The following is a 16849-nucleotide window of genomic DNA, read 5'->3' on the forward strand; positions in this document are numbered from 1 at the left end:
GCATGCATCCAGGTTCCTGCTGCCGTTGTGGCAGTGCGACTGGCGTATCGCTGACCACCGCTGTTATTCAGCATAGTCATAAATCATCTGGACACCAAAATTTAAGGCGTAAACTACCGACGATTGGCGATTTAATGAGCGGATGCAATATCCCTTCATCAAGAAGGGATTATCCCAGGTTCAGCGGGGCACGTGCAAATTTGCGTACCCACTGGGTGGGCGCAGGCGTTTCGCTCAGAGCGATGATGTAGCCAGGCGGCAGAATGGTTTTCAGCGCTTCCCGCGCCAGCAATTGCTGTTCCGGCGAATCCAGTCGGATCACCAACCCATTGCCATCTGGCGTGATGCTTTTGATGCGAATGCCGCGCTCGTCCAGGCGCTGATAAACGTAAAAACCGTCTGGCAATGACAGTCCGTGCTGATTGGTGCGAATGCGCAGTTCGCTTTCGGTGCGCATCATGGCAGGCACCAGCAGAACGGTGAGCGCCAGCAAGGCCAGCGCCATCATCAGGGAGTATTGCCAGCGCGGACGTTTCGCTCTCACGCGTTTTTCCCCTGATCGGCACGCTTCTTGCGCCAGAGGACAATCAACGAACCCACCAGCCCGACCACCAGCAACACCAGCGGTAGCAGCATCAGGCAGAACATCAGCTGATCTTCATATTTGCGGAACACCGGCGTCTTGCCGAGCGCAAAACCCAGCGACGTCAGAATCAGCACCCACAGCAGGCCGCTCATCCAGTTAAAAAACTGGAAACGTGCATTGCTCAGGCCTGACAGACCGGCAATCGTTGGCAGCAGGGTGCGTACAAAGGCCAGAAAACGCCCGACCAGCAGCGCGGACAGGCCGTGGCGGTGGAACAACTGGTGTGCGCGTTGATGATAATGGGCCGGCAGATGCGCCAGCCAGCCTTGTACCGTTCGGGTATTACCCAGCCATTTGCCCTGTATGTAACTGACCCAGCACCCCAGACTGGCGGCAACGGTCAGAATGAAGATGGTCAGCGGGAAGTTCATCGTGCCTTTGGCCACCAGCACGCCCACCAGGATCAGCAGGCTGTCGCCAGGCAAAAACGCGGCGGGCAACAGGCCGTTTTCCAAAAAAAGAATCATGAACAGCAGAACGTACAACGTCCACACCAGCGACGGGTTCGCCAGCGTTTCGAAGTCCTGCTGCCACAAGGCATCCAACAGTTGTTTAATGATGTCCATCCAGTATTCCTAAAACGTCTTTGTTTGGCTTTCTCTCAGCGGCGGATCTGGAAGGGCTGAAAGCGCGCGGGCGATCCGGTATTGCTGATTCGGTGTGACTTTTTGGTTATGGTCGTTGCGACACCGATCATGAGTGGTAAGTCAGCGAGCCTCGATAAAGCATGTTGCTCTCTTTCCAACCGCCGATTCGGCTCTGCTGGCGTGACGAATGCAGCGCCCAGTTGACCTGATGCAGGCGGTTGGGCGCCATTGTCGCCCGGCGCGACGGCTTGCGTTCGCCGCGCTGCTCAGCTAAAGCATAGCTGGGCGTGAGCGCGGCGAAAGAAAACAGCGAACAGGGATAAGAGTGAACCCTCGGCAATAACAGCGGCAGTTTCCCCGGGGCCTTGCGCCGCAAATCGGCCAGCGGGCGCAGCGCCGGTTGATGAGCAACCGACGCGAAAATGCCGTCGTCATTCAGGCTGCTCAAGGCGAAAGACATGGATGTGGGTTGCGTCGCGTAGAGTTTTTGGCCGGAAACCATGCCGGTCCAGCAAAAAAGAGCAATAAGCATGGCAAGCAACCAGCGCATGAATTCGCGTTCCGCCCCCGAGGCCAAAGGGTAAAAAAGTGGTCTGATTCTAGCAAAACAGCAAGATCGGCAACAGGGAAATATACGCCGTTGCCGGCGAATTATTACACGGCAAACGGCGGTTTCAGCATCGATTCAGCGGACTTTACAATACCTGACATAACCCAAGCTTTTTTGACCGCGATCGGTCATTTATTGCCGTTGGCCGCGTTATCCAGATGTACCACCGGATTTTCGGCGAACAGATAGCGATCGACGTTGTATTCAAAGTCATCGGTAGTGGCGTTGAACAGCATTTGCTTGGTGTTTTCCAGATGTTGCCACATCGCCAGTTTGGCGGCGTTGGGATCTTTGCGCATCAGGGCTTTGAGGATCTGATCGTGGTCGTCGCACCAGCTGTCGATCGAACGTGCATCAATGTGCTCGTGCAACTTGATCCAGTAGGGGTTGTGCGCCCGCTGGCTCCACATTTTTTCCACGATGGTCGCCATGGCGGTGTTTTGGGTGGCCAATGCGATTTGCACGTGGAACTTCAGATCCCACTGAGAATCGCGAAAGCGATCTTCCTTGCGCGCGTGCTCCTGGATCTCCATCAGCTGGACGATGTCCTGCTTGGTAACCTGGGTGGCGGCGAACTCGGCAATGTTGCTTTCGATCAACTGGCGTGCCTGCAGCAGTTCGAATGGCCCGACGGTGGCAAACTCGATGCTGTCGCCCGGTACCACCAGGTGCTTTTGCTGATTGGAAATTACGTGGATGCCAGAACCTTTGCGCACTTCCACATAACCTTCCACCTCCAGCATGATGATCGCCTCCCGCACTACGGTGCGGCTGACGTTCATCTCTTCGGCGATATAACGTTCGGCCGGCAACTTGTCGCCGACCGGGTAAACACCGCCTTCAATGCGTCGCTTAAGCTCGGCGGCCAACTGCTGATACAAGCGTCTGCTTTCGGTGAATTCCATAATGATTGCTCTGCGGTAGGAAAGGCGAGTTGCCCATAGACTTGTTATACCACTTAACGGCCAGCGTCGCCAGTGGCGCAGAGGCAGGGAACCCGGTGGTTTGACCGGGTTCCCGCAGGCTTAATTGCTGGCAGTGGCGGGCTGCAACGGCTGTTCTGCCGCTGGAGTAGCCGGGCGGTTTTGCAATACCGTCCAGATGACGATGGCGCCGAGAATATCGAACACCGACAGAGCGGCGAACAGTGGGCTGAACCCCAGCGTATCGGCCAGCGCACCGACGACCAGGGCAAACAGCGTGCTGGCGGTCCAGGCTGCCATACCGGTGAGCCCGTTGGCGGTGGCCACTTCGTTGCGGCCAAACACATCGGAAGACAGGGTGATTAACGCCCCGGACAGCGCCTGATGCGCAAAACCGCCGACGCACAGCAAGGCAATTGCCACATACGGGCTGGCAAACAGGCCAATCATGCCGGGCCCGATCATCAACACCGCCCCCAGAGTGACCACCAGCTTGCGTGACACGATCAGGTTTACCTTGAAATATTTCTGGAACAGGGGCGGCAGATAGCCGCCAACGATGCAGCCCAGATCGGCAAACAGCATCGGCATCCAGGCAAACATGGCGATTTCCTTCAGATTGAAACCGTAAGCCTTGAACATAAACAGCGGGATCCAGGCGTTAAAGGTGCCCCAGGCCGGTTCAGCCAGAAAACGCGGCAGCGCAATGCCCCAGAACTGGCGGTTACGTACGATCTGCCAGGCGGACAACTTTTTACCGTTACTGGTCTGATGCTGTGCTTCCTGGCCATCCAGAATGTAGCTGCGCTCTTGGTCGCTGAGCTTCTTCTGATCTTTCGGGTGCTTATAGAAAATCAGCCAGCAGATGGCCCAGGTCAGGCTCAGCACGCCGGTGATGATAAACGCCATTTGCCAACTGTGGGCGACAATGGCCCACACCACCAGCGGTGGGGCAATCATGCCGCCGATGGAGGAGCCGACGTTGAAGTAGCCGACGGCGATCGAGCGTTCTTTGGCCGGGAACCATTCGCTGCTGGCCTTGAGTCCGGCTGGGATCATTGCTGCCTCTGCCATGCCGACCGCGCCGCGAGCCAGCGCCAGCCCACCCCAGCTGTTGGCCAGCGCGGTGCCCATACAGAACAGCGCCCACAGAATGGCGAACATGGCATAGCCCACCTTGGTGCCCAGCACGTCCAGCACGTAACCTGCCACCGGCTGCATTACGGTATAACAGGCGGAATAGGCCGCCACGATATAGGAATACTGCTGGGTGGTGATGTGCAGGCTGCTTTCCAGCGTCGGTGCCGCCACTGCGATCGCGTTGCGGGTCAGATAGCCCAATACGGTGCCAATGGTTACCAGCCCGATCATGTACCAGCGTAACCCCTTGATTTTCCGCATTCGTTCTCTCTCCAATCGGCATAGTCAGTAGTGCAAGTGGCGAAAAGATAACTTGTCATACAGATTTAAAAGTTGAGTGACATCACAAAAGTCATTATTCAATTCGGCAATAATGCAGATGCTGTGCTTAAGCTTGATAGGGGTTTTTCGGCCTTTAAACGCTGTTTTGGAGGCAAGAAAGCAATTTTTAGGTTAAAAAATCTGGACTGCCCGTCTAATTGGTGTGATAACTTTTCGGCATTGAGGCGACACAGAACGGTACGCAAGGTGAGGAACCTGATATGGCCACGTTTTTAAGCGAAGACTTTTTATTGCATAACGAGTTTGCCCGGCGTTTGTATCACGAGTATGCGGCACATCAGCCGATTTTTGACTATCACTGCCACCTGCCGCCGGAGCAGATTGCGCAAAACTATCGCTTCAAAAATATGTACGACATCTGGTTGAAGGGCGATCACTATAAGTGGCGTGCGATGCGCACCAACGGCGTGGCAGAGCGGCTATGTACCGGCGATGCCGGCGATCGTGAGAAGTTTGACGCCTGGGCTGCCACAGTACCGCATACCATTGGCAACCCGCTGTACCATTGGACGCATCTGGAACTGCGTCGCCCGTTCGGTATTACCGACACCTTGCTGTCGCCGAGCACCGCCGATGATATTTGGCAGCGTGGCAATGCGCTATTGGCGCAGGACAACTTTAGCGCGCGCGGTATCATGCAGCAGATGAACGTAAAGATGGTCGGCACCACCGACGATCCGATTGACGATCTGCGCCATCACCAGGCGATCGCCGAGGACGGCAGTTTCAATATCAAAGTCCTGCCGAGCTGGCGGCCGGATAAGGCATTTAACATCGATGCGCCGACGTTCACCGATTACCTGCAACTGCTGGAGGCCGCGGCGGATACCGCCATCAGCCGCTTTGACGACTTGCGTCAGGCGTTGAAAAAACGCATGGATCATTTTGCCGCGCACGGCTGCAAGGTGGCGGATCATGCGTTGGACGTAGTGGTGTATGGCGAAGCGGATGAGGCGACGCTGGATCGGATCCTTGCCGATCGTCGCAGCGGCAAACTGCCGACACCGCAACAAAGCGCCCAGTTCCGCAGCGCGGTGCTGCTGTTCCTTGCGGCAGAATATCAACGGCGTGAATGGGTGCAGCAATATCATATCGGCGCATTGCGCAATAACAACAGCAACATGTTTGAACGCATCGGGCCGGACATCGGCTTCGATTCCATCGACGATCGGCCACTGGCGCAGCCGCTGTCACGCTTGCTGGACGCGCAGGCGAAGCAGGGCGGGTTGCCAAAGACCATTCTGTACTGCCTTAACCCGCGTGATAACGAAGTGATCGGCACGATGGTCGGCAATTTCCAGGGTGAAGGCACGCCAGGAAAGATGCAATTTGGCTCCGGCTGGTGGTTCAACGATCAGAAAGACGGTATGCAGCGCCAGATGACGCAATTGGCACAGCTGGGCCTGCTGAGTCGTTTTGTCGGCATGCTGACCGACAGCCGCAGTTTCTTATCTTATACGCGCCATGAATATTTCCGTCGCATCCTGTGCCAGATGATCGGCCGTTGGGTGGAAGATGGTGAAGCGCCGGCTGATATCACACTGTTGGGTGAGATGGTGCAGAACATCTGCTTCGACAATGCCAAAAACTACTTTGCCATCGAACTGGCGTAGCCATCATTGAGGTTGGTTTAAGTCTATGCAAAGCATCATTAAAATTCATTCACAGGATAATGTGGCGGTGGCACTACGGGATCTGGACACCGGCGAAACGCTGACCCAGGACGCCGTAACCCTGACGCTGTCGCAACCGGTAGCGCGCGGGCACAAGTTTGCGCTGGTGCCGATTGCCGCCGGCGAAATGGTCATCAAATACGGTTTGCCGATCGGCCATGCGCTGACGGCGATTGCGCCGGGTGAACATATTCATTCGCAGAATGCCAAAACCAACCTGAGTGAGGTCGACAGCTACCACTATCAGCCGGAATTCCCGTCGTTGCCGCCCCAGGCGGCGGATCGTCAGGTGCAGATCTACCGCCGTAGCAACGGCGAGGTGGGGATCCGCAACGAACTGTGGATTATTCCGACCGTGGGCTGCGTCAACGGCATCGCACGGCAGATCCAGCAGCGTTTTCTGAAGGAGACCGCTAACGCGCCGGGCATTGACGGCGTGCATCTGTTCAGCCACCCGTTCGGCTGCTCGCAGCTGGGTCAGGATCATGAAAATACCCGCACCATGCTGCAAAATATGGTGCGCCACCCGAACGCCGGGGCCGTGCTGGTGATTGGTCTGGGATGTGAAAACAATCAGGTTGATGCATTCCGCAGCACCCTGGGCGAGGTGGATGAAGCACGGGTACGCTTTATGATTTGCCAGCAGCAGGACGACGAGGTCGAAGCTGGCCTGGCGCTGCTGCATGTGCTGTATCAGGCGATGCGTGACGATCGTCGCCAGCCGGGCAGGCTGAGCGAACTGAAATTTGGCTTGGAGTGCGGCGGTTCGGATGGATTGTCTGGCATCACCGCCAACCCGCTGCTCGGGCGTTTTTCGGATTATGTGATCGCCAACGGAGGTACCAGCGTGCTGACCGAGGTGCCGGAAATGTTCGGTGCGGAGCGCATCTTGATGAGCCGCTGTCGCGATCGGCAGACCTTTGAGAAAACCGTCAGTATGGTCAATGAATTCAAGCAGTATTTCCTTGATCACCACCAACCGATCTATGAAAACCCTTCGCCGGGCAACAAGGCGGGTGGCATAACCACGCTTGAGGAGAAATCGCTCGGCTGTACGCAAAAGGCCGGGCAGAGCCAGGTGGTGGACGTGTTGAAATATGGCGAACGATTACGGCAGCCAGGGTTAAATCTGCTCAGTGCCCCGGGCAACGATGCGGTGGCGACCAGTGCGCTGGCCGGGGCCGGTTGCCATATGGTGCTGTTCAGCACCGGGCGTGGCACGCCGTACGGCGGCTTTGTCCCCACCATCAAACTGGCGACCAACAGTGAACTGGCGGCGAAAAAACCGCACTGGATTGACTTTGACGCCGGTCGGTTGATTCACGGTATGCCGATGGAGCAACTGTTGGCGCAGTTCGTTGATGCGATCGTTGAGATTGCCAATGGAAAATCGGCAAAAAATGAGCTGAATGATTTCCGCGAACTGGCGATTTTTAAGAGCGGCGTCACATTGTAAAGCATTACCGGCGGGAGTAACATAAAACGGCGTTTCATTTTATTTGCCGTTTTCTCCCGCATCAGGATGTTTCATGACCTTTTATTGGTTTGCTCAAGCCGTGGGCGTGCTGGCTTTTTTAATTGGTATTACCAGCTTCTTCAACCGTGACGATCGGCGCTTTAAACTGCAACTTTCCGGCTACAGCCTGACTATCGGTATCCATTTTCTGCTGATGGGGGCCAACGCCGCCGGCAGCAGCGCCTTGCTCAGCGCCTGTCGCAACCTGGTGTCGATCCGTACCCGTAATTTATGGGTGATGTGGGTTTTTCTTAGCCTGACGCTGGTGATGGGGCTGACGCGCTTTACTTACTGGATAGAGCTATTGCCGGTGTTTGGCACCTCGATCAGTACCTGGGCGCTGTTTCGTACCCGTGGCCTGACCATGCGCTGCATCATGTGGTGTTCCACCGCCTGCTGGGTAACGCACAACGTTTGGCTGGGATCGATCGGTGGTTCGCTGATAGAGGGCAGTTTTCTACTGCTAAACGGCTTTAATATTATTCGTTTCCGCCGCCTGCAACTGCGCGGCGTTGACCCGTTCGCAGCCGAAAAAAAGGCGCCCGGCGGGCGCCTGGTTCAGCAGAATGACGCTTAACGCGTCTTCAGCGGGTCTTCATTGGCCAACCGCTGGTCTTCGGCCTGACAGGCCGCTGCGGTGAACAACACGTCGGTGGAGGAGTTCAACGCGGTTTCTGCAGAATCCTGCAATACGCCAATGATAAAGCCGACGGCAACCACCTGCATGGCAACGTCGTTTGGAATACCGAACATATTACATGCCAGCGGAATCAACAGCAGCGAGCCACCCGCCACGCCAGAGGCGCCACAGGCGCACACCGCCGCAACCACGCTCAACAGCAACGCGGTGGGAATATCGACCGCAATTCCTAGCGTATGTACCGCTGCCAGCGTCAGTACGGTGATGGTGATAGCCGCGCCGGCCATATTGATGGTGGCCCCCAGAGGAATGGAAACCGAATAGGTGTCTTCGTTCAGATTCAGCTTCTTGCATAGTTCCATATTAACCGGAATGTTGGCCGCCGAGCTGCGGGTGAAGAAGGCGGTAACGCCACTTTCACGCAGGCAGGCGAACACCAGCGGGTATGGATTGCGGCGGATTTTCCAGTAAACGATCAGCGGGTTCAGCACCAGTGCCACCAGCAGCATGCAGCCAATCAATACCATCAGCAACTGAGCATAACCCCACAGCGCGCCAAAACCGGTGTCTGCCAGCGTTGACGCCACCAGGCCGAAAATCCCCAGCGGTGCACAGCGGATCACCGCCCGCACCACCATGGTGACGGCGTGCGACATGTCGTTGATCAGCAATTTGGTGCTGTCGGCAGCGTGGCGCAGCGCCAGTCCCAGACCGATGGCCCATGCCAGAATGCCGATGTAGTTACCGTTGATCAGCGCGTGGAACGGGTTGGCTACTACGCTCATCAGCAGGCCTTTCAGTACTTCCACAATGCCGCCCGGCGGGTTGATGTCGACGTTGCCAGTCACCAGCGCCAGGTTGGACGGGAAGGCGAAGCTGAGCAGAACCGCGACCAGCGCCGCGGCAAAGGTGCCCAGCAGGTAGAGGAACAGGATTGGGCGGATATTGGTTTTTTGCCCCTGCTTGTGGTTGGCGATGGAGGCCATTACCAGCACCATCACCAGCACCGGCGCGACTGCTTTCAATGCGCCGACGAACAGTGAGCCGAGCAGGCCAACGGCCGATGCGGCGGCGGGGGAGATAAAGGCCAGAACGATGCCGGCAATCAGGCCGACCAGAATTTGTTTAACCAGGCTGCCCTGTGTAATGCGCGTAAGTATTTTATGCATGATGCTTTTTTGCGTTTCCGCTTCCTGATGATGTTGCGTACTGGGGTGCAACGCCTCGGCAGGAACATTGCCGGGCGTTTTATACGCACCTGTTACGAAGTGTGTTTGCCGAATCAGTATTCAGCAAACACACGGGGTTGGAAAGAGGCAGAGGTGAAATTCTCAGCGCGGATCACTGTTGATAACATTCTGCTTACATTTGTGTGATCGCAATAACATTTGGCGTTTGGCGGTAATTGCCAGACAATCGCAGGGCGGCAAGCCGCCCTGATAACAGATTATGGTGCTTTTCGCGACAAGCGATCGTTACGGTGGTTAACCCAGGCGTTGATTGCCAGCGTCAGTGCCAGAATGCCTGCCACCACGCCGAGCGAGATGGCGATCGGAATATGGTAGAAATCAACGATCAGCATCTTGACGCCGATAAACACCAGGATCACCGACAGGCCGTATTTCAGCATCGAGAAACGTTCCGCCACGTTGGCCAGCAGGAAGTACATGGCGCGCAAGCCCATAATGGCAAACAGGTTGGAGGTCAGCACGATGAACGGATCGGTGGTGACGGCGAAAATGGCCGGGATACTGTCGACTGCGAAGATCACGTCGCTCAGCTCTACCAGAATCAGCACCAGCACCAGCGGCGTCGCGAACAGCAAGCCGTTGCGGCGCACAAAGAATTTCTCGCCTTCCAGGTTGTCGGTCATGCGCAGATGGCTGCGTAACCACTTGACCAGCGGTTTGTCGCCAATTGCACCGTCATCTTCCTTCGCCAGCGCCATCTTGATACCGGTAAACAGCAGGAATGCGCCGAACACATACAGCAACCACGAAAATTGGGTGATCAGCCAGCTGCCGGCGAAAATCATGATGGTACGCAGCACGATGGCGCCGAGCACGCCGTAGATCAGCACGCGACGTTGCAGATTGGCCGGAATGGAGAAATAGCTGAACAGCATCAGCCAGACGAAGACGTTGTCTACCGCCAGGGCTTTTTCAATCAGATAGCCGGTGAGAAACGCCAGTGCCTGGGTATCGGCCACTGCGCGACCGGCAGTTTCATTCAGGTAGTACCAGAAACCGAAGTTGAACAGCAGGGAAAGGCTGACCCACACCAACGACCAGCAGGCGGCCTGCTTCATCGACATGGTATGTGAGCCTTTGCGGCCCTGCAGCAGTAAATCAACGGCGAGCATCACCACTATGACGGCGGCGAAGCTGCCCCATAACCACGGTGTGCCAACGGTATTCATCATCAGAGTATCCTTCAAAAACAAAAATGGCCAACGTCGGAAGGACGCTAGCCGCTCTATGAACGCTATAAGCAAACCTCGCCTCCCGGCAAGGTCTCACTTACAACGTTAATGAAGGTGTTAAACCCTGGCATCAAGTTGCCCGGTAACCGGATGCGTACGCATCGTAATGACGATTGACCGGTAAATACCCGTAACTGGCTAAATTGTCGCTTTCTGCGGCGATTTAACCGGTATTGGGCATCAAAGTTACTCCCCTTTGCATGGCAAAAAGTAATGCAAAATGTGTCACCGGTCAACTTTTTAAACGCTTAGCCGGCTAACGCTTGCTGTGCGCCCAGGCTGACGACAAACCCCTGTAACAGCAACTGGCTAAACGGGGTGTCGCTAACCTGTTGTTGCTTCTGCTGATAATCCGCCAGGTTATCCGGCTGCAGTTGGCCCAGCCAGCTCAGGTAATGGTGCATGATGGCGCCGTTGAATTCCGGGTGGAACTGGGTGGTCAGCGCATTATCGCCATAGCGCAGGATCTGGTGGGGATCCTCGGCGGAGCGCGCCAGCACCTCGGCACCCGGCGGTGGCGTCAGCACGCTTTGCGCGTGGATCAGATTGGCCTTGAAACGTGGAGGCAACATCATCAGCCGACGGTCGCTGGCACCGGCCGGCAGCAGTTCGATCTCCAGCGTACCGACCTCCATGCCGTGAGGAAGATAGCCTACTTCGCCGCCGAGGGCATCGGCCAGCAGCTGATGACCGTAACAGACGCCGAAGATAGGCAAACGGATGACCATCGCCTGTCGTAGCCATTCGGCAGCCAGTTCGCTCCATGCTAACCGCTCGGTGACCATTGCCGGAGAGCCGGTAATCACTACGCCGCAATAGGCGTCGGGCGGCTGCGGCTGCTCGCCGGAAGGAAGATGAACAGTCTGCACGCGTTCGGCGGCGATGTGTCCCTGTTGCAGGAACATCTGCTCAAAATTGCTCTGGGCCCGTTGAATGGCCTCCGGTGCGTCGCCGGTCTGCATCAAGAGCAAGGGTTTCATTTCATACTCCATCGGCCGGGAATACTACCCCGGTCTGACGACGAATTTCGGTCAGCAGGGTGGCAATGATGCGTGAGGTTTCCAGACCGGCATGCTCCACCTGGTTGTTTTCCACCAGCGCGGCGAACGCCACTGCCTCATACAGCATGGTATTGATGTGCTGCGGCTGGCTTAAGTCCTGCCGGCTGCCGCCACGCGGCGTCAGCGCGACACTCTGGCATTCCGAAATTCCCTCGATGACCAGCGTGCCGTCTTCACCCTGAATTTCACTGGGGATGGTGGAGTTACTGACTTTCGAATGGCTGAGGGTGACGTCGAAATCACCATAATTCAGGCAGACGGTGCCGTGAGCGTCAACGCCGGTATCCAGTAGCGTGGCGCTGGCCAGCACCGACTGCGGCGCGCCGAACAGCGTGACCGCGCTGGCCAGACAGTAATAGCCGATGTCCATGATCGAACCGTTGGAGAACTGCGGATTGAAGGTGTTCGGGTTTTCTCCCGCCAGATAACGTGGATAGCGCGACGAATACTGGCAATAATTGATAAATGCCTTACGCAGCTTGCCGACCTGCGGCAGGGCCTGCCGCAGGGTAATAAAATTCGGTAAATGGGCGCTTTTAAACGCTTCGAACAGCACCACCTGATTGGCACGGGCGCAGGCCAGCAGTTGCTCCACTTCTTTCAGGTTGGATGCCAGCGGTTTTTCGCAAATAACGTGTTTTTTATGGCTAAGAAACAGCAGCGACTGCGGGCAGTGCAGAGAGTTAGGGCTGGCGATATACACCGCGTCAATCACGTCGGATTGCGCCAGCGCGTCGAGAGAATCGAAAAAGTGCTCGATATGGTAGTTGGCGCCAAACGCCTTTGCCTGTTCCAGACTGCGTGAATAGACTGCGCTCAGTTTGAGTTTGCCGCTTTCATGGGCGGCATCGATAAAGCGCTCGGTAATCCAGTTGGTGCCAACGACGGCAAAACGAATCATAGCTAACTCCGGTTCCCAGACCCTAAAACAGCAGATTAGCATGCCGTTGGCAGAATCTCACCGCTGGGAATAGAGTTCGCCAAATAACGAAAGGTGAGTCAGATACAGTCGGGTATCGAACTCCAACTGGTGGTAGTTTGGCTCCATATGGCAGCACAGATTATAAAACGCCTTGTTGTGATCCTTTTCTTTCAGATGCGCCAATTCATGCACCACGATCATGCGCAGAAAGGCTTCCGGCGCGGTCTTGAACACCGTTGCCACGCGGATTTCCGCCTTGGCCTTCAGTTTGCCGCCCTGCACGCGCGAAATGGCGGTGTGCAGGCCCAGGGCATGCTTCATCACATGGATCTTGCCGTCGTAAGCCACTTTGCTCACCTGCTGGGCATTGCGCAAATACTGATTCTTCAGATCGAGGGTAAACTGATACAACGCCTTGTCCGTCGTGCGGTCGTGGGTCTGCGGATAGCGCTGTAACAGCACTTCGCCAAGACGTTGCTGGTGGATCAACTGTTGCACCTGGGTTTGCAGATGATCGGGGTAACCTTGCAGGTAAGCGAGTTCGGGCATGGCATCACGGTCTTTGAGGGTTATCTGGCCGCCCATTGTAGGATGTTTTTTCGCACAAAACCCGTAAAGGGCAATTAATACCAAAAAACATTTTACTGATGGCCGTTTTTAGGGGATAAACAGCCCAAATTTTAACAGTCAGGAGGGGCAATGAACCAACTCGATCTGGGAACACGGCAACTTGAGCTGGAGCGTTATCCCCATCAGGAAGCCGCCACCCAGTTACAGGCGTGGGAAGCGGCGGATGAATATCTGCTGCAACAACTTGAAAACACAGACTTCGGCGGCCGGCCGGTGGTGATTTTCAATGACAGCTTTGGCGCGCTGACCTGCGCACTGCACGCGTTGAATCCCTACAGCGTCAGCGATTCTTACGTCAGCCAGCTGGCCACGCGCCACAATCTGGCTTTGAACGGTCTGGATGCCGAGCAGGTCACGCTGCTGGGTAGCCTGGATGCGCTGCCTGCCGCGCCGGCGCTGGTGCTGATCAAAGTGCCAAAGGCACTGGCACTGCTGGAACAGCAACTGCGTGCGCTGCGCAAGGTGGTGGCACCGGACACGGTGATTATCGGCGGCGCCAAGGTGCGTGATATCCATACCTCGACGCTGCAACTGTTCGAACAGCTGCTTGGGCCGACACGTACCACGCTGGCGTGGAAAAAGGCACGTCTGATCAACTGCCAGGTGGCGGACATCGTACCGCCGGTCGCGCCGGAAACCACCGACTGGCTGCTGGACGGCACCGACATGCTGATCCACAACCACGCCAACGTATTTTCGCGCGGTGGCCTGGATATTGGCGCGCGCCTGTTCCTGGAAAACCTGCCGAGCGATCTGGGCGGTGAGATTATCGATCTGGGCTGCGGCAACGGCGTCGTAGGTTTGACGGCGCTGCGGCAAAACCCGGACGCGCAACTGACCTTCGTCGATGAATCCTATATGGCGGTGGCGTCCAGCGAGCTGAATGTTAAACACAACCTGCCGCAGGATGTAGACCGTTGCCAGTTTATCGTCAACAACTCGCTGGCGGGGATGGAAGGTGGCAGCGCGCAGGCAGTACTGTGTAATCCGCCGTTCCACCAGCAGCATGCGATTACCGACGAAACCGCCTGGCAGATGTTCCTTGATGCCAAGCGTTGTCTGAAGGTGGGTGGAGAGTTGCGCATTGTCGGCAACCGCCATCTGGATTACTACCAGAAACTCAAGCGCCTGTTTGGCAACTGTGTGACGGTGGCTTCAAACCAGAAGTTCCTGGTACTGAAGTCGGTCAAGACCGGCGCACGTTACTGATATGAAAGGGCGCTGATGCGCCCTTCAGACTGATGACAAACCTCGTTCCTGCACTGAACGAGTAGAGGTCAATAAATAAAAATCAGGAAAATCAATTTATTGATTTTCGGCTGCTGACCACAAAGCAGGAAAAACCACGCTTTTTCCTGTTTTGTCAGCAACCTAAAGGGCGCTGATGCGCCCTTTTTAATGCCTTACAGCATCATTGCCAGCCGGGTGCCCTGATCGATCGCCCGTCGGGCATCCAGTTCTGCGGCCACGTCGGCGCCGCCAATCAAATGCACGGTTTTCCCCAATGCCAGCAGTGGCTGTTGCAGTTCTCTGCGCGGCTCCTGCCCGGCACAGATCACAATGGTGTCCACCGGCAGACAGCTGGCCCGATCGGCGCGTTCAATGTGCAGACCTTCATCATCAATACGTTGATAATTGACGCTGTTGAGCATCTTCACGCCGCGCATCGCCAGGCTGGCGCGATGGATCCAGCCGGTGGTTTTCCCCAGTCCATCGCCCACTTTGCTGGTTTTACGCTGCAGCAGGAAAATCTGCCGCGGCGCGGGTGGCACCTGGGGGCCGTCCGCGGCCAGCCCGCCGCGCTGATTGAGCTGTGAATCAATGCCCCATTCGCGATTGAACGCCTCGCGATCCAGGCTGCTGGCCTCGCCGTGCTGGCTCAGGTATTCGGCGGTGTCGAAGCCGATGCCGCCGGCACCGATAATCGCCACCCGCTGACCGACCGGTTTCTTGTCGCGCAGCACATCCAGGTAGCTCAGTACCTTGGCGTTGTCGATACCGGGAATGTCCGGGGTGCGCGGCACGATGCCGCAGGCCAGGATCACCTCGTCAAAGTCGGTCAGATCCTGCGCCTCGACTCGTTTGCCAAGTTGTAGCGTCACTTCGCGCAACGCCAACTGGCGGCGGAAGTAGCGCAGAGTTTCATGAAACTCTTCTTTGCCGGGAATTTGCTTGGCGATATTGAACTGGCCACCAATCTCCGCTGCGGCGTCGAACAGCGTGACCTGATGGCCGCGGCTGGCGGCGGTGGTGGCGAACGCCAGGCCGGCAGGGCCGGCTCCGACCACCGCCAGCCGTTTGGGTTTTTCCGCCGCCAACAGCGGCATTTCGCTTTCGCGGCAAGCGCGCGGGTTGACCAGGCACGAGGTCAGCTTGCCGTCAAAAATCTGGTCCAGACAGGCCTGATTACAGCCGATGCAGGTGTTAATTTCGTCGGCCCGGCCTTCGGCCGCCTTGCGCACGAACTCGGCGTCCGCCAGAAACGGTCGCGCCATGGAGACCATATCGGCGCATCCCTGCGCCAGCGTTTGTTCTGCCACCGCCGGATCGTTAATGCGGTTGGTGGTGATCAACGGAATGCCGACCTTGCCCATCAGCCTGTGCGTCACCCAGCTAAAGCCGGCGCGTGGCACCATGGTGGCGATGGTGGGAATGCGCGCTTCATGCCAGCCGATGCCGGTGTTGATCAGCGTCGCGCCAGCCTGCTCAATCGCCTGGGCCAACTGTTCGATCTCCTGCCAACTGGAGCCGTCCTCGACCAGATCGAGCATCGACAGGCGGTAGATCACAATGAATTCCCGACCCACCGCCTGACGCACGGCGCGCACAATCTCCACGGCAAAGCGCATGCGGTTTTCCGCGCTGCCACCCCATTGGTCATCGCGATGGTTGGTGCGAGCGACCAGAAACTGGTTGATCAGGTAACCTTCGGAGCCCATTACTTCAACGCCATCATAGCCGGCCTGCTGTGCCAACGCGGCGCAGTGGGCAAAATCGGCGATGGTGTCTTCAATCTGCTGGTGGCTGAGAGCGGTCGGCGTGAAAGGGTTGATCGGCGCTTGCAGCGCAGACGGTGCCACCGGCTGGGGTTGATAACTGTAACGGCCGGCGTGCAGGATTTGCAGTGCGATCTTGCCGCCGGCCTGGTGTACGGCATCGGTGACAATGCGGTGATGCGCCACCTGCTGCGGTTGATTGAGGATTGAACCACCGCGGTAAACCACGCCCTTGTCATTCGGCGCGATACCTCCGGTGACGATCAGCGCGACGCCGGCCGCCGCACGTTCGGCGTAAAATGCCGCCATTCTTTGCGGACCATCGGGCAGTTCTTCCAGTCCGGTGTGCATCGAGCCCATCAGTACCCGGTTTTTCAGGGTGGTAAAGCCAAGATCCAGCGGTGCCAACAGATGTGGGTATGCGCTCATTGCCGTCTCCATCGGGTTGCATCAGCAACCCGTCATTATTGTTATGCAGGTGGTTCTACTCGGCATGATGTACGTCGCTGCAAGGTGGCAACGCCGATTATTGGCAGCAGGATAGGGGATCTTCTGCCGAACCGGTGCCGGCCCTGCTTTTGCGGGTCGACGTATCATGGTCAAGTGGTCGGATGAGATAAATCTAGCCGTTGTCCGATAAGTTTGAAATCAATGTTGCGCTGAATGTGATGGGCGTCATAA

15 protein-coding genes are annotated in these 16849 nt (G+C 56.8%); 4 read left to right on the plus strand and 11 right to left on the minus strand.

The genetic code is table 11. The annotated features are described in order from the left end of the window. Positions 1 to 169 precede the first annotated feature (169 nt). The 5 genes from mzrA to NYE85_RS07225 all read right to left on the minus strand — a co-directional run bounded on the left by mzrA (position 170) and on the right by NYE85_RS07225 (position 4167). Positions 170 to 544: an EnvZ/OmpR regulon moderator MzrA gene (mzrA, locus tag NYE85_RS07205; protein WP_259004020.1), complete on the minus strand. Its 375-nt coding sequence runs from the start codon at positions 542 to 544 to the stop codon at positions 170 to 172. Then, the gene (locus NYE85_RS07210; protein WP_004958212.1) at positions 541 to 1212 is read right to left on the minus strand and encodes a DedA family protein; all 672 of its coding nucleotides are present in this window, start codon (positions 1210 to 1212) and stop codon (positions 541 to 543) included. Before NYE85_RS07210 ends, mzrA begins: the two co-directional genes overlap by 4 nt. A gap of 127 nt (positions 1213 to 1339) precedes the next feature. Further along, on the minus strand, positions 1340 to 1783 hold the full coding sequence (locus NYE85_RS07215; RefSeq protein WP_259004021.1) for a hypothetical protein: 444 nt from the start codon (positions 1781 to 1783) through the stop codon (positions 1340 to 1342). Positions 1784 to 1971: 188 nt separating this feature from the next. Continuing rightward, the gene (gene exuR / locus NYE85_RS07220) at positions 1972 to 2748 is read right to left on the minus strand and encodes a transcriptional regulator ExuR (protein ID WP_004958216.1); all 777 of its coding nucleotides are present in this window, start codon (positions 2746 to 2748) and stop codon (positions 1972 to 1974) included. A 120-nt stretch (positions 2749 to 2868) separates the two neighbouring features. Further along, positions 2869 to 4167, minus strand: a complete 1299-nt coding sequence (locus NYE85_RS07225; protein WP_259004022.1) for an MFS transporter — start codon at positions 4165 to 4167, stop codon at positions 2869 to 2871. Between the two features lie 281 nt (positions 4168 to 4448). Between NYE85_RS07225 and uxaC the strand changes: the two genes are divergently transcribed. From uxaC to NYE85_RS07240, 3 genes are all read left to right on the plus strand, one after another. Beyond that, positions 4449 to 5861: a glucuronate isomerase gene (uxaC, locus tag NYE85_RS07230; RefSeq protein WP_259004023.1), complete on the plus strand. Its 1413-nt coding sequence runs from the start codon at positions 4449 to 4451 to the stop codon at positions 5859 to 5861. Positions 5862 to 5886: 25 nt separating this feature from the next. After that, positions 5887 to 7377, plus strand: coding sequence for a UxaA family hydrolase (locus NYE85_RS07235; protein ID WP_259004024.1), 1491 nt, complete (start codon positions 5887 to 5889; stop codon positions 7375 to 7377). A 73-nt stretch (positions 7378 to 7450) separates the two neighbouring features. Further along, positions 7451 to 8014 carry a YgjV family protein gene (locus NYE85_RS07240; protein ID WP_259004025.1) on the plus strand — a complete coding sequence of 188 codons (564 nt, stop codon included), beginning with the start codon at positions 7451 to 7453 and terminating at the stop codon, positions 8012 to 8014. Here NYE85_RS07240 and sstT read toward each other — a convergent pair. The 5 genes from sstT to NYE85_RS07265 form a co-directional block, all read right to left on the minus strand. Beyond that, on the minus strand, positions 8011 to 9246 hold the full coding sequence (sstT, locus tag NYE85_RS07245; protein WP_259004026.1) for a serine/threonine transporter SstT: 1236 nt from the start codon (positions 9244 to 9246) through the stop codon (positions 8011 to 8013). The genes NYE85_RS07240 and sstT overlap by 4 nt on opposite strands. Positions 9247 to 9524: 278 nt before the next feature. After that, positions 9525 to 10499 carry a TerC family protein gene (locus tag NYE85_RS07250; RefSeq protein WP_309600856.1) on the minus strand — a complete coding sequence of 325 codons (975 nt, stop codon included), beginning with the start codon at positions 10497 to 10499 and terminating at the stop codon, positions 9525 to 9527. A 308-nt stretch (positions 10500 to 10807) separates the two neighbouring features. After that, entirely contained in the window at positions 10808 to 11539 is a 732-nt protein-coding gene (locus tag NYE85_RS07255) for a glutamine amidotransferase (RefSeq protein ID WP_259004027.1), read from the minus strand. A 1-nt stretch (position 11540) separates the two neighbouring features. Further along, positions 11541 to 12521 carry a Gfo/Idh/MocA family protein gene (locus NYE85_RS07260; RefSeq protein WP_259004028.1) on the minus strand — a complete coding sequence of 327 codons (981 nt, stop codon included), beginning with the start codon at positions 12519 to 12521 and terminating at the stop codon, positions 11541 to 11543. A gap of 57 nt (positions 12522 to 12578) precedes the next feature. Continuing rightward, positions 12579 to 13091, minus strand: a complete 513-nt coding sequence (locus NYE85_RS07265) for a M48 family metallopeptidase (protein ID WP_259004029.1) — start codon at positions 13089 to 13091, stop codon at positions 12579 to 12581. A 150-nt stretch (positions 13092 to 13241) separates the two neighbouring features. Here NYE85_RS07265 and rlmG point away from each other — a divergent pair, with 150 nt between their 5' ends. Beyond that, the gene (gene rlmG / locus NYE85_RS07270) at positions 13242 to 14381 is read left to right on the plus strand and encodes a 23S rRNA (guanine(1835)-N(2))-methyltransferase RlmG (protein WP_259004030.1); all 1140 of its coding nucleotides are present in this window, start codon (positions 13242 to 13244) and stop codon (positions 14379 to 14381) included. A gap of 194 nt (positions 14382 to 14575) precedes the next feature. On the opposite strand, the gene NYE85_RS07275 is transcribed toward rlmG, so the two are convergent. After that, positions 14576 to 16597 carry an NADPH-dependent 2,4-dienoyl-CoA reductase gene (locus NYE85_RS07275; RefSeq protein WP_259004031.1) on the minus strand — a complete coding sequence of 674 codons (2022 nt, stop codon included), beginning with the start codon at positions 16595 to 16597 and terminating at the stop codon, positions 14576 to 14578. Between the last annotated feature and the right edge of the window lie 252 nt (positions 16598 to 16849).

Source organism: Serratia sp. AKBS12 (assembly GCF_024793895.1).
Classification (GTDB): domain Bacteria; phylum Pseudomonadota; class Gammaproteobacteria; order Enterobacterales; family Enterobacteriaceae; genus Serratia_F.